This is a genomic window from Stenotrophomonas sp. Ste96 (assembly GCF_024519495.1).
In the GTDB taxonomy this organism is placed as follows: domain Bacteria; phylum Pseudomonadota; class Gammaproteobacteria; order Xanthomonadales; family Xanthomonadaceae; genus Stenotrophomonas; species Stenotrophomonas bentonitica_A.
Genome location: NZ_JALJRX010000006.1, coordinates 74,753 through 94,907, shown reverse-complemented (window position 1 = coordinate 94,907; position 20,155 = coordinate 74,753). Strand labels below are relative to the sequence as shown.

At 61.7% G+C, this 20,155-nt stretch carries 16 protein-coding genes and 1 tRNA gene; 7 read left to right on the top strand and 10 right to left on the bottom strand.

Annotated elements, in window-relative coordinates; all coding sequences use genetic code 11:
• The first annotated feature begins 127 nt into the window (after positions 1 to 127).
• Together OC373_RS15360 and OC373_RS15355 are read left to right on the top strand one after the other, a co-directional pair.
• Positions 128 to 3,100, top strand: coding sequence for a TonB-dependent receptor (locus OC373_RS15360; RefSeq protein WP_261997993.1), 2,973 nt, complete (start codon positions 128 to 130; stop codon positions 3,098 to 3,100).
• Positions 3,101 to 3,153: 53 nt separating this feature from the next.
• On the top strand, positions 3,154 to 4,509 hold the full coding sequence (locus OC373_RS15355) for a Gfo/Idh/MocA family oxidoreductase (protein WP_019185244.1): 1,356 nt from the start codon (positions 3,154 to 3,156) through the stop codon (positions 4,507 to 4,509).
• Positions 4,510 to 4,651: 142 nt separating this feature from the next.
• On the opposite strand, the gene OC373_RS15350 is transcribed toward OC373_RS15355, so the two are convergent.
• Positions 4,652 to 4,728: transfer RNA gene (locus OC373_RS15350), tRNA-Arg, on the bottom strand.
• 158 nt (positions 4,729 to 4,886) lie between these two features.
• Here OC373_RS15350 and ubiA point away from each other — a divergent pair.
• The 3 genes from ubiA (at position 4,887) to OC373_RS15335 (ending at position 7,738) form a co-directional block, all read left to right on the top strand.
• Positions 4,887 to 5,780 carry a 4-hydroxybenzoate octaprenyltransferase gene (ubiA, locus tag OC373_RS15345; protein WP_019185245.1) on the top strand — a complete coding sequence of 298 codons (894 nt, stop codon included), beginning with the start codon at positions 4,887 to 4,889 and terminating at the stop codon, positions 5,778 to 5,780.
• 122 nt (positions 5,781 to 5,902) lie between these two features.
• Positions 5,903 to 7,327 (top strand): TIGR00366 family protein, encoded by a 1,425-nt coding sequence (locus OC373_RS15340; protein ID WP_019185246.1) that lies wholly within the window; start codon positions 5,903 to 5,905, stop codon positions 7,325 to 7,327.
• A gap of 267 nt (positions 7,328 to 7,594) precedes the next feature.
• The gene (locus OC373_RS15335) at positions 7,595 to 7,738 is read left to right on the top strand and encodes a hypothetical protein (protein ID WP_019185247.1); all 144 of its coding nucleotides are present in this window, start codon (positions 7,595 to 7,597) and stop codon (positions 7,736 to 7,738) included.
• A 64-nt stretch (positions 7,739 to 7,802) separates the two neighbouring features.
• On the opposite strand, the gene OC373_RS15330 is transcribed toward OC373_RS15335, so the two are convergent.
• Positions 7,803 to 8,474 carry a VOC family protein gene (locus OC373_RS15330; protein WP_261998050.1) on the bottom strand — a complete coding sequence of 224 codons (672 nt, stop codon included), beginning with the start codon at positions 8,472 to 8,474 and terminating at the stop codon, positions 7,803 to 7,805.
• A 196-nt stretch (positions 8,475 to 8,670) separates the two neighbouring features.
• Between OC373_RS15330 and OC373_RS15325 the strand changes: the two genes are divergently transcribed.
• Positions 8,671 to 9,621: a glutathione S-transferase family protein gene (locus OC373_RS15325; RefSeq protein WP_261998049.1), complete on the top strand. Its 951-nt coding sequence runs from the start codon at positions 8,671 to 8,673 to the stop codon at positions 9,619 to 9,621.
• 12 nt (positions 9,622 to 9,633) lie between these two features.
• Here the strand turns inward: OC373_RS15325 and OC373_RS15320 are convergent, their stop codons facing one another.
• The 6 genes from OC373_RS15320 to OC373_RS15295 all read right to left on the bottom strand — a co-directional run bounded on the left by OC373_RS15320 (position 9,634) and on the right by OC373_RS15295 (position 16,545).
• The gene (locus OC373_RS15320; protein ID WP_261997992.1) at positions 9,634 to 10,083 is read right to left on the bottom strand and encodes a YcxB family protein; all 450 of its coding nucleotides are present in this window, start codon (positions 10,081 to 10,083) and stop codon (positions 9,634 to 9,636) included.
• A gap of 135 nt (positions 10,084 to 10,218) precedes the next feature.
• Complete coding sequence (locus OC373_RS15315) at positions 10,219 to 10,764, bottom strand: ATP-binding protein (RefSeq protein ID WP_261997991.1); 546 nt, start codon at positions 10,762 to 10,764, stop codon at positions 10,219 to 10,221.
• Between the two features lie 115 nt (positions 10,765 to 10,879).
• Complete coding sequence (locus OC373_RS15310; protein WP_147299719.1) at positions 10,880 to 11,362, bottom strand: hypothetical protein; 483 nt, start codon at positions 11,360 to 11,362, stop codon at positions 10,880 to 10,882.
• Positions 11,363 to 11,510: 148 nt separating this feature from the next.
• A complete protein-coding gene (locus OC373_RS15305; protein ID WP_147299718.1) occupies positions 11,511 to 13,553 on the bottom strand; it encodes a hypothetical protein in 2,043 nt (680 codons plus the stop codon).
• Complete coding sequence (locus OC373_RS15300; protein ID WP_147299717.1) at positions 13,550 to 15,073, bottom strand: hypothetical protein; 1,524 nt, start codon at positions 15,071 to 15,073, stop codon at positions 13,550 to 13,552. The genes OC373_RS15305 and OC373_RS15300 overlap by 4 nt, the downstream gene beginning before the upstream one ends.
• A gap of 209 nt (positions 15,074 to 15,282) precedes the next feature.
• Positions 15,283 to 16,545, bottom strand: a complete 1,263-nt coding sequence (locus OC373_RS15295) for a site-specific integrase (protein WP_147299716.1) — start codon at positions 16,543 to 16,545, stop codon at positions 15,283 to 15,285.
• 480 nt (positions 16,546 to 17,025) lie between these two features.
• On the opposite strand from OC373_RS15295, the gene OC373_RS15290 reads away from it, so the two are divergent.
• A complete protein-coding gene (locus OC373_RS15290; protein WP_115875150.1) occupies positions 17,026 to 17,595 on the top strand; it encodes a cyclin-dependent kinase inhibitor 3 family protein in 570 nt (189 codons plus the stop codon).
• Positions 17,596 to 17,652: 57 nt separating this feature from the next.
• Here the strand turns inward: OC373_RS15290 and OC373_RS15285 are convergent, their stop codons facing one another.
• Together OC373_RS15285 and OC373_RS15280 are read right to left on the bottom strand one after the other, a co-directional pair.
• Entirely contained in the window at positions 17,653 to 19,629 is a 1,977-nt protein-coding gene (locus OC373_RS15285) for a TonB-dependent receptor (RefSeq protein ID WP_197576656.1), read from the bottom strand.
• A gap of 72 nt (positions 19,630 to 19,701) precedes the next feature.
• Entirely contained in the window at positions 19,702 to 20,112 is a 411-nt protein-coding gene (locus tag OC373_RS15280; RefSeq protein ID WP_115875147.1) for a helix-turn-helix domain-containing protein, read from the bottom strand.
• Positions 20,113 to 20,155 lie beyond the last annotated feature (43 nt).

The following is a 20,155-nucleotide window of genomic DNA, read 5'->3' as shown; positions in this document are numbered from 1 at the left end:
CGCTTTCAGAAAAACAGCTCTCTCCCGTTTCCCGTCTGCGGCCCTCTGGCCGCGGCACGGGGGACGTTTGCCCGAACACACCCATCCACCGCCAGCCCCACGCTGCGGATCGAACAAGGAGCCCAAGATGTTGACCGAACGCCATCGCCATCGCCGCATCACCGCCACCCCCTTGTCCATCGCACTCGGCCTGGCCGTTGCGGTGGTCGGCAGTGCCGGCGCGCAGGACGCAGCGCCCGATACCAACGCCACCGAGCTGTCGCGCATCGAAGTAACCGGCTCCAACATCCGCCGCAGCGATGTGGAAACCGCCTCGCCGGTGCAGGTGATCAGCAAGCAGGACATCGAGAACATGGGCGCGCGCACGCTGTTGCAGGTGCTCGACAACCTGCCCGCCGCGCGGCCGGGCCAGCAGGACGCACGCTCACTGTTCACCGGCTCGGACGGCGCCTCGCAGGCCAACCTGCGTGGCCTCGGCGCGCAGGGCACGCTGGTGCTGCTCAATGGCCGTCGGCTGTCCTACTACGGCGCGCCCGCCGGCTTCCAGACCCAGTTCGTCAACATCGATGCGATCCCCGCCGCGGCGATCGAACGCATGGAAGTGCTGACCGACGGTGCCTCGGCGGTGTACGGCACCGACGCGGTGGCCGGCGTGATCAACGTGATCACCAAGCGCTCCTACCAGGGTGCGGAGATCAATCTCACCACCGACAAATCCTCGCGGATCAGCTCCTACGGCGAGCACCAGGGCAGCATCACCGCCGGCTTCGGCGACCTCGATGAAGACCGCTACAACGTCTATGCCTCGGTGAACCTGTACCGGCGCGATGCGATTCCGCTGAGCGATTTCTACGACAAGCGCCCCGACCAGTACTACGTCAACAACCCCAACTACCTGCCCAACCTGCGCCTGGGCACCGGCAGCAAGCCGGGTGAGTTCAACCCCGGCAGCTACTTCGCCTTCGACCCGGTCACCGGCCGCCGCGTGCAGGAAGCCGCCCCGGGCTGCAACAACGTGCTCACCAGCGAAGCGGCCGGCCCGCGCTGTATCTGGGAGACGTGGATGAACAACGAGATCGACGCCGGCGCCAAGTCCGAGCGCAACACCGCCTACGTCAACGCGCATTTCCTGATCGGCGACAGCACCGAAGCCTTCGCCGAGGCGACCTACACCGACATCGACCTGACCGCCAATGGCGGCACGCCGCGCGCCTACGGCACCACCACCGGCAACCCGACCAGCTGGTTCTCGCGCAACACCGGCACCACCGTCAACCAGTTCCTGTATCCGTACCTGGGCCCGAACAACGAATACAACCACGCCTCGCCCGAACTGAAGGCACTGATGGGCGGCGTGGTCGGCCTGCAGTACCTGCTGCAGGACGTGGGCGCCAACCACTTCGGCCAGCGCAACACCGACCAGAGCTACCGCGTGGTGGCCGGGCTGCGCGGTGACATCGGCGACTGGAACTGGGAAACCGCCTTCGCCACCGCCGGCAGCCATTCGGTCACCTACCAGACCACCAACGTGAACCTGGCCGGCTTCGAAAAGGCCTTCGGCCCGTACTCCGTCGATCCGGGTACCGGTCGCGTCATCATCTCCGACCACCCGGCGTACACGTTCGGCGAGATCAGCGAGGCCAACGCCGCGCTGATCCGCGAAGCATTCCCGACCTTCGACATCCAGTCCTGGACCCGCCTGCATACCCTCGATGGCAAGATCGAAGGCCCGCTGTTCCAGATGCCAGCCGGCGAAGTACGTGCGGCCTTCGGCTTCAACGCCAGCCGCGAGACCTTCTACACCCCGGGCAACCCGGATGCGGCCAACGGCCTGATCACCCAGCAGGGTGGTTCGTGGTTCGACGGCAAGCGCAACACCTATGCGCTGTTCGCCGAGACGGTGGCGCCGCTCACCGAGAAGCTGGAACTGGACGCCGCGCTGCGCGTGGACAAATACCCGGACTTCAGCGCCAACCTGGCCCCGAAGATCGGCCTGAAGTACCAGATGTTCGACCAGCTGATGCTGCGCGGTACCTACTCCACCGGCTTCCGCGCGCCCAGCCTGGCCGAGTCCGGCAACGGCGGCGTGTTCGCCCAGCTGGGCGGTTACCGCGACGAGGTGCGCTGCAACGAGACCAACGCGATCGCCAACCTGCTGTTGCGTTCACAGCGCGGTGGCGATGTCGACCTGGGCAAGACCCTGCTCAACACCGATTGCAGCCGCACTGTGGCGCGCATGACCCAGCCGAACCCGGACCTGAAGCCGGAAAAGGCCAAGATCACCACGCTGGGCTTTGTCTACGAGCCGACCCAGTGGCTCTCGGTATCGGCCGATTACTGGTTCATCTACCGCAGCAACGAAATCGTCGCCCCGGATTTCACCCGCGATGAAGACATCATCTCCTCCACCCGCTCGCCGATCACCGACAGCGACCGCGCCAACCTGGCGGCGCTGGCGGCGATGTGCGCCGATCCGGCCAGCGGCGTCGCGTGCCCGGGCACGCTGCCCGGTTACAGCGTCGGCAACGTGGCCAGCGTGGTGGGCCAGTACAAGAACCGCGGCAAGACCCTGATCGACGGCTTCGACATCGACGCGCGCAGCCGCTTCTCGCTGGGCGAATGGGGCAACCTCAACATCGGCGTGGCTGCCACCCTCGCCAACCGCAACCGTTCCTACCTGGATGACGAAAGCGGCTGGTACTACGGCGACCTGGTCGGCTACTACAACAACCCGCGCCTGCGCGCCACGTTGAACGCGGACTGGAGCTACAAGCAGGTCACCACCAGCGTTTTCGTCAACTACGTCGGCGGCACCAAGTGGGCGCTGCAGCAGATCGACGAGGAAGACAACAACCCGCAGACGTGCACCGCCGGCTACCTGCCGGTGGAGCAGAGCAAGTGCGATGGTGCGCCGTCGTGGTGGACCGCCAACCTGAGCGTGGCCTGGCGCCCGGACGAGCACTGGAACGTGGGCTTCACCATCAAGAATCTGTTCGACCGTCTGCCGTTCTATGACCCGAACAGCTTCCTGGGCGACTCCAGCGATTACGCCACCATCTTCGGTCGCGGCTACAGTCTGACCGTGGGCTACAAATTCTGATGCAACCCTCGCGCCGGTCCCGGCCGGCGCGATCTTCACACGAGGTACTGTCCATGAAACGCAGAGAATTCATCGCCGCCAGCGCGGCCGTCGCCGCCAGCAGCCTGCTGCCGAACACACCCGCCTGGGCCCGCGCACGCAAGGTGCGGCTGGGCCTGATCGGCACCGGCATGCGCGGCCAGGTGCTGCTGAAAGAACTGGTCCGCCGCGATGACGTGGAGGTGGTCGCCCTGTGCGACATCGAGCCGATCATGCTCAAGCGCGGCATGGACATGGTCGCCAAGGCTGGCAAGCCTGCGCCCAAGGCCTATGGCCAGGATGGCGATGTCAACGCGTGGAAGCGGCTGATCGAGCAGCGCGGGCTGGACGGGGTGGTCATCGCCACGCCGTGGGAATACCACGCGCCGATGGCGATCGCGGCCATGCAGGCCAAGGTCGCGGTGGGCTGCGAAGTGGTCGCCGGCATCACCCTGCAGGACCACTGGGACGTCCTCAAGACCCAGCTGTCCACCGGCACCCCCTACATGCTGCTGGAAAACGTCTGCTATCGCCGCGACGTGATGGCCGCGCTGCAGATGGTGCGGCAAGGCCTGTTCGGCGAGCTCGTGCATCTGCAGGGCGGCTACCAGCACGACCTGCGGGGCGTGAAGTTCAACTCCGGCGATCCCAGCCAGCCCTATGACAGCGGCGTGGAATTCGGTGCCAAGGGCTGGTCCGAGGCGCGCTGGCGCACCGAACATTCGGTGCAGCGCAACGGTGAGCTGTACCCCAGCCACGGCATTGGCCCGTGTGCGATGTATACCGGCATCAACCGCGGCAACCGCTTCACCCACATCAACGCCTTCGCCAGCAAGGCGCGCGGTCTGCATGAGTACACCGTGGCCAAGAGCGGTGGCACCACCCACCCCAGCACCAAGGTGAACTTCAAGCTCGGCGACATCGTCACCACCACGCTGGCCTGCGAGAACGGCGAGACCATCCTGCTGCAGCACGACACCTCGCTGCCGCGGCCGTACTCGATGGGCTTCCGTGTGCAGGGCACCAAGGGCCTGTGGATGGACGTGAACCAGTCCATCCATATCGAAGGTCGCAGCCCGCCGCACAAGTGGGAACCGTTCCAGGCCTACCAGGATCAGTACGAGCACCCGCTGTGGAAGCAGCACGCCGACACCGCCGCCAGCGCCGGCCACGGTGGCATGGACTGGTTCGTCATCCATGCCTTCGTGGAGGCGCTCAAGGCCCGGGCACCGATGCCGATCGACATCTACGACGCGGTCACCTGGAGCGCGATCACGCCGCTGTCCGAGCAGTCGATCGCCAACAGTTTCCAGACGTTGGAATTCCCGGATTTCACCGCCGGGCTGTGGAAGCAGCGCAAGCCGATCTTTGCGTTTGATGGGACGTACTGAGGAAGGTTGACGTTCAACGGCCGGTACCGATGCGTACCGGCCATTCCTTGCGCGCATTGACCCGGTCGGCCAGCTGATGGCGCGGCCCAGCCTGGGCGATCAGCGCAGGCAAAGCAATGAACACGGGGAAGCGTGGCAAGGATGGTGCGCCCGGAGGGATTCGAACCCCCGACCAATGGCTTCGGAAGCCACTACTCTATCCGGCTGAGCTACGAGCGCGTTGTATCCTGCATCCCGCCGGGCCGCCTGATGGGGCCACGGACCGCCGAAGCGGCGCGGGAGGAGCATTCTATCCGTAAACGCCGCGCAGGTCTGCCCCCTGCATCGATGCACCGGGCGACGGCGCGCCCGGCCAGCCCAGGCGGTATCCTTTACCGATGGCTTACGAACGTTTTGAAGCGCCCGAGGCGGCGCCCCCGTCGCGCTGGCGGCACTACTGGAAGTTGATGCGCGCCGACCGCCCGATCGGCACCCTGCTGCTGCTCTGGCCCACCTGGTGGGCGCTGTGGCTGGCCTCCGGCGGGCTGCCCCCGCTGTGGACGCTGTTCGTGTTCACCGCCGGCGTCTGGCTGACCCGCTCGGCCGGCTGCGTGATCAACGACTACGCCGACCGCTGGCTGGACCCGCACGTCAAGCGCACCAAGGACCGCCCGCTGGCCAGCGGCGCCGTCTCCGGCCGCGAGGCGCTGGCCCTGTTCGCCGGGCTGATGATCGTCGCCTTCGCGCTGGTGTTGACCCTGAACTGGCTCACCATCGGCATGAGCTTCATCGGCGTGTTCCTGGCCGCCAGCTACCCCTACCTGAAGCGCTACACCCACCTGCCGCAGGTGTACCTGGGCATGGCCTTCGGCTGGGGCATCCCGATGGCCTTCGCCGCGGTGCAGGGCGAGGTGCCGGTGATCGGCTGGCTGCTGTACGGCGCCAACATCCTGTGGTCCACCGCGTACGACACCTGGTACGCCATGGTCGACCGCGATGACGACCTGAAAATGGGCTCGCACTCCACCGCGATCCTGTTCGGCGATCTGGACCTGGTCATCCAGGGCATCCTCTATGCGCTGTTCCTGGGCACGATGGCGCTGGTCGGCCTGCGCGCCGGGCTGGGGTTCTATTACGGCCTGGGCGTCGGCGTGGCCGCCGGGCTGATCGCCTACGAGTTCTGGATCGCCCGCAAGCGCGAGCGTGACCCGTGCTTCAAGGCCTTCCTGCACAACAACTGGGTCGGGGCGGCGCTGTTCGCCGGCATCGCGGTGTCGCTGGCGCTGCGCTGAGGGGCGACCCGACCAACGGTCGGGTGCTACCGGTAACGCGCACTACGACCATTAGGCGACTGACAGCGCCGTGGCCAGCGCCCAGAATCCCTCCCATCGAATGGTCGGGGAGGGTAGGGGCAATGAACACGTCGACGGTGGTGCAGGACGGCTGGATGGCGCGCGCGGCACTGCGCTCGGCCGCCTGGGCGGAAAAGTGGTTCCCTGATGCGTACGTGTTCGCGGTGCTCGGCGTGGTCATCGTCGCCGCGGCCGCGATGGGCTTCGGCGCCACCCCGCAGGCCACCGCCACGGCATTCGGCGAGGGCTTCTGGAGCCTGATCCCCTTCACCATGCAGATGGCCTTCGTGGTCATCGGCGGCTACGCCGTCGCCACCGCGCCGATCGTCGCGCGTTTCATCGATCTGCTGGCCCGCGTCCCCAAGACCGGCCGTGGCGCGGTGGTTTATGTCGGTCTGATCAGCATGCTCGCCTCGCTGCTGAGCTGGGGCTTCTCGCTGGTGTTCGGTGGCCTGCTGGTCCGCGCGCTGGCCCGCCGCGAAGCACTCCACATGGACTACCGCGCCGCCGGCGCCTCGGCGTATCTCGGCCTTGGCGCGGTCTGGGCGATGGGGCTGAGCTCCTCGGCCGCCCAGCTGCAGGCCAACCCGGCCAGCATGCCGCCCGGCCTGGTCGAGATCACCGGCGTGCTGCCCTTCACCGAAACCATCTTCCTGTGGCAGTCGATCGCGCTGACCGCCGCGCTGATCCTGGTCTCGCTGCTGATCGCCTGGCTGACCGCCCCCGGGGCCGCCTCCGCGCGCACTGCCAAGGACTTCGAAGGCGCCGCCCGCGCCGAAGCCGAGCCGCTGCCGCCGCGCACCCGCCCCGGCGAGTGGCTGGAGTACAGCCCGCTGCTCACCGTGCTGCTCTCGCTGCTCGCGTTCGGCTGGCTGTTCGGCGAGTTCGCCAGCAAGCCGGTGGTGACCGCCATCGCCAACCTCAACACCTACAACTTCCTGTTCATCTCGCTTGGCCTGCTGCTGCACTGGCGCCCGCGCAGCTTCCTCAACGCCGTGGCCAAGGCCGTCCCCAGCACCACCGGCGTGCTGATCCAGTTCCCGCTGTATGGCGGCATCGCGATGATCCTCACCCACGCCACCGGCAGTGGCGATGAGACCCTCGCGCATCGGCTCTCCACCCTGTTCGTGCATATCGCCACCACCGACACCTTCGCGCTGGTGATGGGCGTGTACTCGGCCGTGCTCGGCTTCTTCGTGCCCTCCGGTGGCGGCAAGTGGATCATCGAAGCGCCGTACGTGATGCAGGCGGCCAACGAACTGAAGGCCCATCTGGGGTGGGCAGTACAGGTCTACAACGCGGCCGAGGCGCTGCCGAACCTGATCAACCCGTTCTGGATGCTGCCGCTGCTGGGCGTGCTCGGCCTGAAGGCGCGCGACATCGTCGGCTTCACCTTCATCCAGCTGCTGGTGCACATCCCGCTGGTGCTCGGCCTGCTGTGGCTGCTCGGCATGACGCTGACCTACGTGCCGCCGGTGATGCCGTGATCGTCATCTGCGCGTCATCTGTAGACGTTGGCTCAGCGATGCCCTGTTCAGTCGCACGACGAGGAGTTCTGTGGGAAGCGGAATAAGGGAATTCGAACCGTTCATATGCGGGTCAACGCCTACTGCGACATGGGGTCTGCACTCGTTGAAAACGTTGGCGGGGAGACGTTGACGAATTCGTATACAAACCCCCACACGTCGTTAACCTCGCGCTGCAGAGGATGGCCCGGACCGCGACATTCCGTTTGCGGCAACCGGAGAATCGAGATGGCTCAGCAGAACCAGCAGAACCCGAATCAGCGCGGTGAGCAGCAGGAAGGTGGTCGCGGCCAGCAGCAGCAACAGCAGCAGGAACAGCAGCAGCGCAACCAGAACCAGCAGCAGGGCGGCCAGCAGGACGAGGAAGAGTGAACCCAGCCGGCTGTTGTGTGAACTGAAGCCCCGCTCCGGCGGGGCTTCGTTCGTCCGGGCCTGCTCAGGCCGAGCGCAGGTGCCAGCCCAGTGCTGCGTCTTCGACCACCGCGCCCGGTACCACGTCATGCAGCACCACGCGGATGCCGCGCGCATTCGGCAGCACCTTCTGCTCGGGGAACCAGCGGCGGGGGGCATCGACCACGATCAACAGGCCTTCGTCATCGCCGAGTGGTGCGAAGTGCGGCGTGGGCTGTGACAGAGGCTCCAGCCCGAAGGCGTTCTGTGCGTTTGCCTGCACTTCACCGACGTGTTCAGCGGGCAGGCCGACCTCGCTGATGCAGGTCATCTCGCTGCCGTGGAACCCGCCCTGGCACTCGCCCGCAGGCAAGCGTCGCCGCGCGATCAATTCCAGGATCAGGCCATCCGGCCCGGTGAAATAGATCGATTCGGAATCCCAGCGGCCATCGAAGGTGAAGTGGTCATGGCCTTTCTGATCGCGCTGCAGGGGGGCGCGTGCTTTGAGCCAGTCGGTGGCCGCCTCGAAGCGATTGGCGGGCACGTTGAACGCCAGGTGCACACCGCCGACCGGGTTCGATCCTGCGGGTTGCAGCTGCAGGGTGCTCCAGCCGATGCGCACGGCTGAGCCCTCGACCGGCAGCTGAAGTTCATCGCGGAAGTACGCCACGGTGGCGGCGACATCGGACACAGGGAGATCGATCTGATGGATGCGCATGGTGCGGGAGGCCTCGCGTAGATACGTCGACATTCTGCCGCAGATGCGTGTGCCTCTGCGATGAACGCGATGAAGCACATGCCGATTGCATGCGCCCATCACCAGGCAATGCAGGCGCATTTGCTACAACGTTGTTCCAGACGCCGAGATGCATCACCGGCTCACCACACACCACTATCAGAGGAGTACTCCCGCGATGGGCATGCTGGTCGATGGAACATGGCAGGAAGGCACGGCGGGTGCCGCCGATGAGGACGGTCATTTCAAGCGCGAGGAATCCACGTTCCGCGATTGGCTGAGCGCCGACGGCAGTGCTGGCCCGAATGGCGAGCCTGGCGTCAACGCGGCGCCTGGGCAGTTCCGCCTGTATGTGAGTCTCGCCTGCCCATGGGCCCACCGGACGTTGATCGTCCGTGCGCTGAAAGGCCTGCAGGATCTGGTGCCGGTCTCGGTGGTCAACTGGCACATGGGTGATCAGGGCTGGACGTTTGAGCCCGGCCCGCAGGTGACGCCGGAGCCTGAACGCGGTGCGCGCTATCTGCATGAACTGTACGCGGCCGCCAAGCCGGGAATGACCGGCAAGGTGACCGTGCCAGTGCTGTGGGATCGCGAGCGCGGGAGGATCGTCAGCAATGAATCGGCGGACATCATCCGCATGTTCAACACCGCCTATGACCAACTGGGTGCGAAGGCCGGTGACTTCTACCCGGTTGCGCTGCGTGCCGAGATCGATCAGGTGAACGAGCGTGTGTACGCGACCGTCAACAACGGTGTGTACAAAGCGGGCTTTGCGTCAACGCAGCAGGCGTACGAGGAGGCGGTTGGGCCGTTGTTCGAGACGCTCACCTGGTTGGACGAGCGCCTTCAGCAACGCGGGTGGCTGGTGGGCGATGCCATCACCGAAGCCGATATCCGTCTGTTCACTACGTTGATCCGCTTTGATCCGGTGTACTACGTGCACTTCAAGTGCAACGTGCGGCGCATTGCCGACTTCGCCGGCCTGCATGCGTTCGTGGCGCGGATGATGGCGATTCCCGAGGTGGCGGATACGGTGAATTTCCAGCACATCAAGCATCACTACTACCGAAGCCATCGGCATCTCAATCCGTCGGGGATCGTGCCGGTGGGGCCGGAACGGGCCTACTGAGGCTGCTGGCAGTCAATCAAGGCTGGGGCCGAGCATGACCAACGGCACCGACTCCACCAGCCGCTCGAACTCGCGGTGCTGCTCCACGTCCATTGCCCGGAAAGGAATAGGCATCGCGCCGCCCTCCACCAGCTCGATCACATACGCCGCACTCAACCGCTGGACGCTTTTGACCTGGTCCCAAGATCGAGAGGCGGTCAAGCCTTTGCTGGTCCGAGAGATACCTGCCGCACTGAAGACAAAGAGGCAACGACCAACACGAAGCATCTTCCATGCAAAGACTGGTGGGATGAGGATGGCCAGAAAGGCGTTCTGGACGATTGGCCAGTTCCACGGATGGGCCCGATTTACCGGCACATTCTGGGTAGCCAGTTCCATAGCGATGACCTCGCGCAAAAGCTGTCGGTACTCAGTTAGTCGATACGAAACGTCTATCTGGATGCGCGGATTCGGATGCTCCATGCGGACGCCTGTTTATCTAGGACAATCGATCATAGCGTTGCCCAATCGGCGGAGTTCCACGCGTGTCGCAAAATCATGCTGCCAACGGCACTGCATCGTCCGGGAAGCCTCTTCTTGTTTGAGCACAGGTGAGTACTAGGAGACGCCACCCCGATCCAACTGCCGATACCCGATCGCCTCCGCCACATGCGCGGTCTCGATGTCTTGGGCATGCCCCAGATCCGCCAACGTCCGCGCCACCCGCAGGATGCGATGCATGGAGCGTGCTGACAGCTGCAGTCGCTCCACGGCGTCCTCCAGCAGTTGCTGATCCTTCCGCGACAGCCGGCAATGCGCGCTCAGCTCGAACGGCAGCAGCTGGGCGTTGGCCTTTCCGCTGCGCAGCAGCTGCACGTCCCGCGCGGCCACCACCCGGGCGCGAACACTCGCGCTGTCTTCGCCCAGCGGCGCGTCATCGCGCAGCTCGCGCGGGTCCAGCCGCGGCACCTCGACATGCAGGTCGATGCGGTCCATCAAGGGCCCGGAAACCCGCCCCCGGTAACGCTGGATGACCTCTTCGCTGCAGAGACAGCGGCCACTGCGATCCCCCGCCCAGCCGGCCGTGTACCTGTGACATGACATGGATTGAGTTAAGCAAAAGGCCGCAGAAACGTGAGAATTCAAGGAACGTCCATTGTCCATAGTGACATGACACCTAAGTTCGGCCTCATGACAACTGAGCTAGGTTGGGGGCAAGAAGCCACGGCCCAATGGTGGACCTGATATTTGGACGCGCGAGGATGATTTGAGGGCGATGCTAGCGCTTAGGCATGCGCAACATGGTCACCTGCGGGCGAACCACTCCAGGGGAAGTCTCTTCGATGTGCCTCTCCAAGTCCCGTACTCTGAGCATTAGCCTCAGAACCTCGCTGTCCGCGCTGGCAAGAAGCGCGGCGGCATGATCACGTTGACGCTTCATGTCCTGATAGCGCTGTTTCTCGTTGCGGCGCTCCTCGCTTCCCGGACGATGCGGCTTCTGTCCCATGCGCACCACGTCTGCCCTTGCGATATCAGCCAGGTCTCGAATTTCCGTTACCAATGCAGGGTAGCGACTGGCTCTCAATGCGGATGGATCGACCCCCGCTTCACGCGCAACGTTATTCTGAGTGATCCTTGCATTCCTTTCGACGTTAAGTGTGCTTCCATCGATGATTCTGGCTAGCGCCGCCCGAAACTTGCTCTCCGCAGATACTTTGGAAGAGGGCGTGACGCCCTCTCCAACTGGTTTTTTCTTTTTCATCTAGATGGAACCCAAATTGTTGAAACTACAGTTGTCCTGTCGATTTTGACTGGCAGAATGGAGATGATGTGGCGCGGAATCACGTGAACGAGTGTCTCACCTACCATCACCCGTGAGAGAGTGCTGGTATTTGAATTTCAGCAGCAAGTTAACGCGAGCAATCTTCCACTCGCTCAATAGCGGCTACTTGAGCTGTGAGGCTGGCATAGAGTGGGCTGTCAGGGTTGGCTTCTCTGGCAGTTCGGCGCAGGTCAGCCTTAAGTTCGCCCAAGGCGGGAATTTTCCTGCGGTCTAACAGTACGAACGCGCAGAAATCTGAGCGGCCAGCACATTCAACCAAGGCATCTACTCCGCCGAATTGGCAGGGTGAGGGATTGGTGCAGGCCCCGAGCAATGTGGTCCTATAAGGTATGTCCTGCTGGCGAGCGAGATTGACCAGCTGATTATGCTTCTTTTCGGAAACAAGGTTCAGAAGAGATGACTTGTGATTGTCGCCGAATGGGCTGGAGAAGTACGGCTCTTGTAAGGCTGTCATGTCCTTCGCTACACCATCATAAAGTGCCAGAAGGAATTCTTTCCTCGAACCCTCATCTAGAACCAAATCAAGATGATAGTATCCTTGTGTGTAGTATCTTGTCATAGCTTCAGCAGAGTGTTTGAGCTGAAGTTGGAGGGACTTATCGCTGACGAGCGACGAACTGTTCATGTTGACTGCTCCAGTCCGACGAAGCTGGTGCCATGCGAAATGCCATCTCTTGCCGATTGCGAACTTCTCAGGGTCCAATCCAGGGGTAACGGACAGAGCGATGCTAAGGTCTTCGGACGTGATCTGGAGCTCCCTGTCATCCAGTAGGTACTCGAAATCATCCAAGGCTTTCCCCAGAGCCTGTGCTCCGGGAAGCGAGTCGATAGGAAGGCCCACATCTCCGGAATTGGGTATCCAGGGTTCATACGCGCGAAGTCTGAGCGGTCTGGTGTCGAGGTCTTCCTCCGTAGCAGGAGACCGGGGGTCTTCGATTGCGCACGACATCCGTAGAAGGCTAACCCGCTCCATTGCGACAACCGCGTTCTTGCAAAAATCTGATCCGATCCAATAAGTATCCTCCTCGATCGTCTTGGTCGTCTGCCCCTTGATCAGAGTTAGGGGAAGCCCGAGGCTGTCGACTCTTTGTTCAATGCAGCCTGCGCGTAAACTCCTCCCCTCATTCACTCGCGCCAACGCGAAGCACGAGATGTACACCTCGCCGCAAAGCGTAACAAGGGACAGGTACTTAGACAGATCGCTGACCTTTAGAGCCACGTTCTCTGTCGGCATTCCCTTTATCCACTTTGATAGCAACTTGCGTACGCCAAACTGCTCAGCACAATGTTGGAATGGTCCGTGTATCACTACAGACGTGCGAGTGCCGCGATTCCCCGATGGAGTGGAGAACGGATTCCTGCCGGCTGAGAAAGAATCGACATAGAGATTCTTGCCTTCCATCAAGTTTGCCCGATAGGATTCAATCGAGAACTTGAAGAGAGCCTCCACTCGACTAGAGTTGTCTATAAAATCCTCTAGGCAGGACTTGCATCTCTGCATCAGGTGCACCCATATTCTCGGTGGGATGTATGGTGTCTGGATGCGTTCGTGCCTAGGAATGTTCCTTGCAAGTTCGTTGATCTGCTCAGGCAGTAGGATGAAGAACCCAGTCTCCCGGCGAAGTAGATATATTTGATGAAGGATAGTAATGCTCTCGCGGGCACGGGCACGCGAAAAGCAGTCTTTGACTCTCGAAACGATGGCCGGAAAACGCCAGAGATCCGCCGCAGAAATCCCTGTTTGCGTGCAGAGGACAAACAGCGGCCTCATGAGTTCAAACTTTCCAACCACCGAACTTGGCTTCTGGGCCCTGTTGGGACCGAAGAGCCACGTTAGTACCACATACTTGAAGATCTTGGCGTTGGCTTGATCCAACGGAACCGAGCGCCTTCTGCTGGAGACGCTCTCAAAGCTGAGCCGGGTAGGAGTGCGCGTCCAAGGAGTGAAGTTCCAATAAGGATCTCCGATCCGAGAAACAACGGACCCAAACTCATCAACGACCAGCGGGTAGTCATCTGGTGGCGGCCAAGATTCGATAGCACTGTTTGCTGCATCGTGCGATCGAGAGGCGAATTCAGACTTGATCTGAAAGAAGTTTCTAGAGTTCATCCGAGTTCCATTAGTCTTATGAATCCAGCCCATTTGGGATGAAAGTTACCTTCCCGGACTCGTTCCTCTGCCTCCTTCGCCCAACCTGCGGCCACTAGGCTGACGGCGCTAAGTTCTATCAGCTTCTTTGACGCCTGATCGGCGGCCTGCACAGCAGGTGGCCTGTCTTCACTTGGAGGGACGCTCGACGGGAAAGGAGCATTCCGATGGTTCGCTACTTCGAGTACTTTAAGTGCTCTGTAACTTGCGAGTGACCACATGTAGTCAAGGCTTTCGATGTCCTGATGGTTGACACAGAACAAGCAACCGGCAGGATTGACGCAGTCAGGGATGGGGGCATTCGCCGCCGACGTCTGCATCTGCCAAGGCTGAAACGGGACAGTACACTGGCCTGGACCAGCGGAATCCAATGCCTGCTCGATCATCCTATTGAATTCGGATATCTCGCCCATCGCCCTCGACAGATTTGGGCGCTGATAGGCAGCGTTCGTCGATTCAAGGTGCTGGATTGCCTCCACGGATACAGATCGGTTCCCGATCCTCTCTGCAAGCCAGTTTGCCTTCACTCTCCTCAGGATCATGGGTCCAAAGAAGGGGACGCCAATTCCCAGCAACTCTTCCTTCAGTTTTTGAAATCCTTGGGATTTCCATGTGGTTCGCTTTTGCAGACCGACAATAGGAAACAACAGTTCCTGCCGATCAGGGAAGCAAGCGTCAAGCCAATCCAGGTAGCGAGAGAAATGTGTTCGATAGGAGCGAAACGCGCGGAAGACAACTTCACCTCGGCGGCGTCCCTTGTATGCTCTGACATAGGCCACCATTTCCCCTTCCACATAGCTGCGAAGCTTTTCGCGCTTCAGTGCTTGGGCTTGGGCCAAGTTCATGGATGTCTGAGCTATAAAAATCAACATTTCTGCACGGATTCGCATGTTGAAGACGGTGAGCCGCTTGAGAGGGTTCGGATCGAGCTCCCAAGCAAGCCGAGCTCGGTCTGACTCGGCTTTCTTGTAGCTGTTCGCAGGCATACTTTGCGCAGCCACATTCTCCGGCGGCAGAAGACCGCACCAGTGTGAGATGGATCCGCTGTCGCCAACACTTACAACAACCGGAAGGCGGCCAAGAGTCGACTCCGGCGTCAAGGAATCGCAGATCGCCACCAAGGATCTGCCAAAGATCTCGAGGGATCGCATGTCCTGCCTATCAGCGAGGAATGTTTGTCGTGGAGGGCGCTTTGAAAGACTGGTCGCGGCTAGTAAAGAGCGGTTAAAGCCAAGCGAGCGCACTAATACGGTGTCCAGCCTGCCGACCAAACTATGGGCGGTATTCAGGGATATCCTCATTTCACTCCCTTTGAGAGTTCTTTGATGGACGTGTTCGCACCAGTCCAAAAAACTGTCGGCGGCTGTTGATAGATCGACGCGGCGCTGCTCGTCATCGGCCCATTCATAGAATTTGAAAGCGGCCCGAAGCCTCGAGTAGGTGGTCGGACTTGCATCCCCGGAAGCAACGCCGCGTTTCATTGTCTCGTATAACTTCAAGAGCAGAGGTAGGCGGTGCGGTAAGAACTGACCAAGCAGTCCCTTGGACTTTGCTTGATCGAAAGTTCTGAAGCGGAACGCGACGCAGTCTAGTGACGCCCCGTTTCTGTACGCCAGGAAGCGGAGGTCGAAGAGTCGCTGTGAAGAGCTCTGACGGATCTCAGGGAACTCCATAGGATGCATTTTCATTGTCATGGAAGCATCCCAAAGAACTCGTGAGAAAACTGGTCGGAAGTCTCTTCGAGAATTGAAATAGACTGCACAAATTTGATGTATCTGATGGTGTCCTTCTCGCTCTTGTGCATGAGCGCACTTTTCACAAGCCAGATCGCGAAAGTTATGCCGCCATGCTTGAGGGCAGCTTTGGCCAACTCGGTTCCAAAGGTGGCGCGCGCGCGATGAAAGTTGAAACCGACGAGGCAGCTTTCTCCTATATCGGACGCCTTCTTGCGAAGTCGGCTAATCTGGGTATTCATAGCCATACTCTTGCTGGAGTTGTTGCCAAATGGGCGCCCTGACTTCGTGAGGAAGATCAGGTCGCGATCCTCAGCTTTGGCCAATGCCATACGCAGCAAGCGCCTTGGGGATCGGATGTAGCCCCTCAGGGCCTCAATCGCTGCGCCCGGGACGAGGATCTCGCCGCTTCTGCCGAACTTGGTGTCTACGGGCACTGCACCGGTTGGGCCCACGGCGATTGTGAACCACCCTCGAAACGAGGGATGGGGCGCTGCCCTTTCTACTGTCCTTTCTCTTAGTGACAGGACGGTTCCTACACGCATGCCCGTACCGAAGCCGGTGCGAAGCAGAAGGGCAATTTCGGGTGAACCATGTCTGGAGGCGAAGCTGACGATTCTCTGGCTGACTTCTACCGAGACTGGGAGGACGCCGCCTTCAAGTGTCAGGAGGTTTGCTCTTGAATTTGGGATGCTAAGTTCGCTCGATGTGACAAGAACACTGCGCCGCATTCCGTACTTTTGATCGAGCTGCACAAGTACCGACTTGTCCTTCCATAACGGCTGGTCGGCCACTATCAGGCCATTCCCCATCACCCATCGATAGAAGCGGAGTACCGCAGTCATCCGGGCAGAGACTGTGGAAGGCATGAGTTGTTCCGTGTCGCGCTGTCTAATCAGGTGACCCCGGTATATCGTCAGACAACGCTGATCCTCCCTCTCGGGAAAGTGAGTCCATGTCATCCCGTTTTCTTCAAGCCATGCGGCAAAGGCTCGCAAGTGACCTATTGCGCTGTGCGCCGTCTCTACTTTCTTGGAGCCACGCGTGATTTGCCATATGACCCACATGTTGGCTTCGCGCCACGGAGTGCTGTCACGCCAGAAGATCTGTGGAATGTACACGGTTTGGCCCTTGACACCTTCGCACCAGGTGATGGTCTCAAGCTTCGCATCCACGATAGGAGATGGGTGCGTGTAGGCAATTCTTTCTACAGTGGCCACGAGCTGCCCAATCCGTATTTGCTGTCATTCGTTAGAGTTCGCAAAGGCCCGATTTGACACGGATCTCGCCAGAGTGCTTACGAAAAAGGCTAAGACACGCACGGCGATATTTCGACACCGTAACCTCAGTCTTTTGAGTATTGGTTAGGTTGTTGACGCTTTCCGGGAAATGTGGCAGCCAGCGACGGAGATGATCACGTGCGCGGGTTGTTTCTGGTCGAAACGCATCTAGCGTGATGACAAGGTGTGATCCATCGGACGCGGCCTATGCCGCTACATTAACCGCATGATCTGAGCAGAAGGCGGTCGGTCATTACAAATGTGGCTTGGATCCCTTCTCAGAACTCGGGGGACCGTGAGCTGCTTCCGGCACTCAGCCAGGTGCTAGCTGCACCACTAGGCTCACGGTTGGACATTCAGTTCAAAAGCGGGCAGCGTTTGCTTCCCGCCCTCAGTGGCAATCGATTTCGGAGAGCGCAGATGAGCAGAACAAGTGTCTCCCACCCACTGCAGATTGCGACCTTGCCCGTCGGGATGAACGGCGGCGGGATCGGTGTCACCTTTGCACCGGGAAAGCATCAAGAAGTCGCAATGACGGGGTCTTGGGCTCGAGATTTGGACCTCGATCTAGCGTCGATAGTTAGGTGGGGAGCCCAGCACCTGATAACGTTGATTGAGCCATGGGAGTTCCAAGAGCTGCGAATCTGCTCGTTGGCAGAGCGTGCCCAAGCGCACGGGCTGAAGTGGCACGGCCTGCCGATTACGGATGGCGCGGCCCCAGACGCGCGACTACTTGAGCCATGGAAGTCCCTAGGACCTCAGCTCGCAGCCGAACTCTTGTCCGGAAGCAGGATCGTAGTGCACTGCAAGGGAGGCTTGGGTCGGGCGGGGACCGTGGCGTCGATGCTTCTCATTGAAACAGGCTGCGCTTCGGACGGCACCGATGCAATTTCTAAAGTGCGCGCAGTGCGACCTGCTGCGGTGGAGACTCCGGAGCAGGAGGAATTCATCCTGAACTGGCCTGATCGCCGAGCCCGACGTGACTGGTAGCCGCAACGCTGTCCGCTTCTGGCCGAAACGGAAACCGCCTGCCGTATTAGCCCAACCCTAGAACTTCAGCCTCACGCCACCGTTCACCACAAACCCTTCCAGCGGCGCCCATGCGTCCACGGTCCACTGGCCATCGTCGGCACGGCGAGGACGCAGCATCGGGTTGTAGCCGCTCTGGCGGACGTTGAGGATGTTTTCCAGGTTGAGGAACAGGCTGACTCTTCCCAGCACGATCTCTCCCAGTGCACCGACTTCCAGATACGGTCGGCTGCGTCGGCGCCAGGGATTGTCATCAAGCGCCTGGATGCCGGTGTAGTAGGCTTCCAGACCTATGCGGCCACGGTCATGCTGTTCCCACATGGCAACCAGGCCTGCGCTATGCCGGGGTGTGAGTGAGACCAGGCGGCGGCCGGTGCCCTCCTCATCAGGTTCGCGCGCATCGGTGTAGACATAACTACCGGTCACCGTGATGTCCTGCCAGCGATAGCGCAGCAGCAACTCACTACCCCGGGTGCGGGTGACGCCCGCCACATTGACCAGTTGCACACGTTCACCCGGCGCGTTCGCAGATTCCACAAGGCGTACCGCATGGTCGATATCGGATGCGAACACGCTGAGGTTCATCTCCCAGGGGCCATGCACATAGCCTGCATCGATGGACCCGGTTGTAGCGATTTCCGCGCGAAGGCCGGTGAGCGGCTCCAGGCGTGACAGGCCAGCGGCCTCGATCTGTTCGACGAAGGGTGTAGGCGCATAGAAGCCTCTGCCGATCGACGCGCGCAGGGTCCACTCGTCAGGGCGGAACAACAGTGACACGCGGGGGCTGAAGTGCCCGCCATAGACGCTGTGGTCATCCCAGCGAGCACTGCCGGAAAGCGTGAGGTCATCGCGCAGCGCCTGCTCGGCCTGCACGAACAGGGCGGGCAGGGTGTAGCGGTAATCAAACTGCGGGTATCGGGCGGAACGGAACAGGTCCTGCTGCGCGGCAATGCCCGCCAGCCAGCTGGTGGCGCCTATGCCGGACGCATAGCTGATTTCCGCGAATCCGGTCTGATGGGTGTCGTTGTCCTGGTCAGGGCCATACCCGTGGTCGTGATCGGTGGACATGGCCGATGCGCGCAGCTGCAGGCGGTCGCTCTCGCGCACCGGAACATCGATCACCGCGCCGGCATCAACGCGCTCCGTGCGCTGCGTGAGAGCGAAGGGCTGCCCGTCGGGCGCCCGTTGACCAGGCAGTGTTCCGCCAAGCCGACTCTCGCGCATTGCGCCTGCCGTCAGCAGTGCGCGCGCTCCGTTTTCCGATTCCCAGAACAACCGCGGCCGGACCGTGGCACGCTCGTAGCCGGGAATGTCAGCCCAGCCGTCTCCGTCCAGGTCCTGGCGGTCCTGGCGATGGTAGCCACCCACCACCGAGAGGCCCCAGTGCTCGGCCAGCGGCCCTGCTGCGTAGCCGGTTACGTCCTGCCCGCCACGGCTGGTGGCATTGAGCAGCATTTCGGCCTCGGCGGTTTCCTTGGGCCGGCGCGATATCAGGTTCACCACACCGCCCAACGCTGCCGGACCGTACAACGCCGACGCGCTGCCCTTGATGATCTCGACACTGCCAAGATCGGTCGGGGGAATCTGCAGCAGGCCGATGGACGATGACTGGCCGCCGTACAGCGGCAGACCATCGGCCAGCAGCTGGGTATACCGGCCGCGCAGGCCCTGGATGCGGATGTTGGATGCGCCCATGCCAGGCGAAGTGTTCTGCACCCGCACGCCCGCCGTCTCCGCCACAAGCATGGAGACGTTGCCCGGCGACATCAGCAGCTTCTCTTCGATCTCTTCCTGCGATACGACGTCTACCCGGATCGGTTCGTCGGAAACGCGGCGCCCTGACCGGGTTGACTGCACCGCCACCGCATCCAGCTCCACGGCCTCATCGTGGTGGTCGTCGTGCGCGGCGGGCGGTTCATGTGCATTGGCCGGGGCAACGGCGGACAGCAGGGTGGCGCTCAGCGCCAGGGCAAGCGGATGGGGCAGCAGGGTCATGGGTCGTCAGGGCGGCAAGGCCGCGCGGTGGCGAAGTAGCCGGGCGTTGTAAACCTTGATGCGGCTACAAGGTCAAGCGGCAGGCTGCGGCTGAAGGGCTTCCAGCACCCTGCAGTCGGCCACGCGGCCGCCCGGGCAATTGCCGATCATCCGCTCCAGCTCGCCCTGCAACGCCTGCAGGTCCTGGATCCGGCGCGTGATGTCTGCGATGTGCGCTCTCACCACATCGTCCACCGAACTGCACTCGTGCTCCCGCTGTTCACCAAAGGCAATCAACTCGCGGATCTGTTCGATGGAGAAGCCAAGCTCGCGGGCGCGGCGCACGAACGACAGGCGCCTCTGGTCCTGCGCGCCGTAGTAGCGGTAGTTGCCCTCCGAGCGCAGCGGCGGCTGCAGCAGGCCGATCTTTTCGTAATAGCGGATGGTTTCGGCCTTGGTGCCGGTCTGGCGGGCCAGCTGGCCGATGGTGAGGTGGCTGGGCATGGGCTTGACCTTGTAGGGGCTACAGGGTTGATAACGACTCTCC

What these genes read in the sequence shown, in the direction of transcription:
- OC373_RS15310 (WP_147299719.1), bottom strand. Translation starts at nt 11,362, where the DNA reads ATGAAAAAGAAAAAACCAGTTGGAGAGGGCGTCACGCCCTCTTCCAAA.
- ubiA (WP_019185245.1), top strand. Translation starts at nt 4,887, where the DNA reads ATGGCTTACGAACGTTTTGAAGCGCCCGAGGCGGCGCCCCCGTCGCGC.
- OC373_RS15300 (WP_147299717.1), bottom strand. Translation starts at nt 15,073, where the DNA reads ATGAAACGCGGCGTTGCTTCCGGGGATGCAAGTCCGACCACCTACTCG.
- OC373_RS15280 (WP_115875147.1), bottom strand. Translation starts at nt 20,112, where the DNA reads ATGCCCAGCCACCTCACCATCGGCCAGCTGGCCCGCCAGACCGGCACC.
- OC373_RS15335 (WP_019185247.1), top strand. Translation starts at nt 7,595, where the DNA reads ATGGCTCAGCAGAACCAGCAGAACCCGAATCAGCGCGGTGAGCAGCAG.
- OC373_RS15325 (WP_261998049.1), top strand. Translation starts at nt 8,671, where the DNA reads ATGGGCATGCTGGTCGATGGAACATGGCAGGAAGGCACGGCGGGTGCC.
- OC373_RS15315 (WP_261997991.1), bottom strand. Translation starts at nt 10,764, where the DNA reads ATGGACAATGGACGTTCCTTGAATTCTCACGTTTCTGCGGCCTTTTGC.
- OC373_RS15340 (WP_019185246.1), top strand. Translation starts at nt 5,903, where the DNA reads ATGAACACGTCGACGGTGGTGCAGGACGGCTGGATGGCGCGCGCGGCA.
- OC373_RS15285 (WP_197576656.1), bottom strand. Translation starts at nt 19,629, where the DNA reads ATGACCCTGCTGCCCCATCCGCTTGCCCTGGCGCTGAGCGCCACCCTG.
- OC373_RS15355 (WP_019185244.1), top strand. Translation starts at nt 3,154, where the DNA reads ATGAAACGCAGAGAATTCATCGCCGCCAGCGCGGCCGTCGCCGCCAGC.
- OC373_RS15320 (WP_261997992.1), bottom strand. Translation starts at nt 10,083, where the DNA reads ATGGAGCATCCGAATCCGCGCATCCAGATAGACGTTTCGTATCGACTA.
- OC373_RS15305 (WP_147299718.1), bottom strand. Translation starts at nt 13,553, where the DNA reads ATGAACTCTAGAAACTTCTTTCAGATCAAGTCTGAATTCGCCTCTCGA.
- OC373_RS15330 (WP_261998050.1), bottom strand. Translation starts at nt 8,474, where the DNA reads ATGCGCATCCATCAGATCGATCTCCCTGTGTCCGATGTCGCCGCCACC.
- OC373_RS15360 (WP_261997993.1), top strand. Translation starts at nt 128, where the DNA reads ATGTTGACCGAACGCCATCGCCATCGCCGCATCACCGCCACCCCCTTG.
- OC373_RS15290 (WP_115875150.1), top strand. Translation starts at nt 17,026, where the DNA reads ATGAGCAGAACAAGTGTCTCCCACCCACTGCAGATTGCGACCTTGCCC.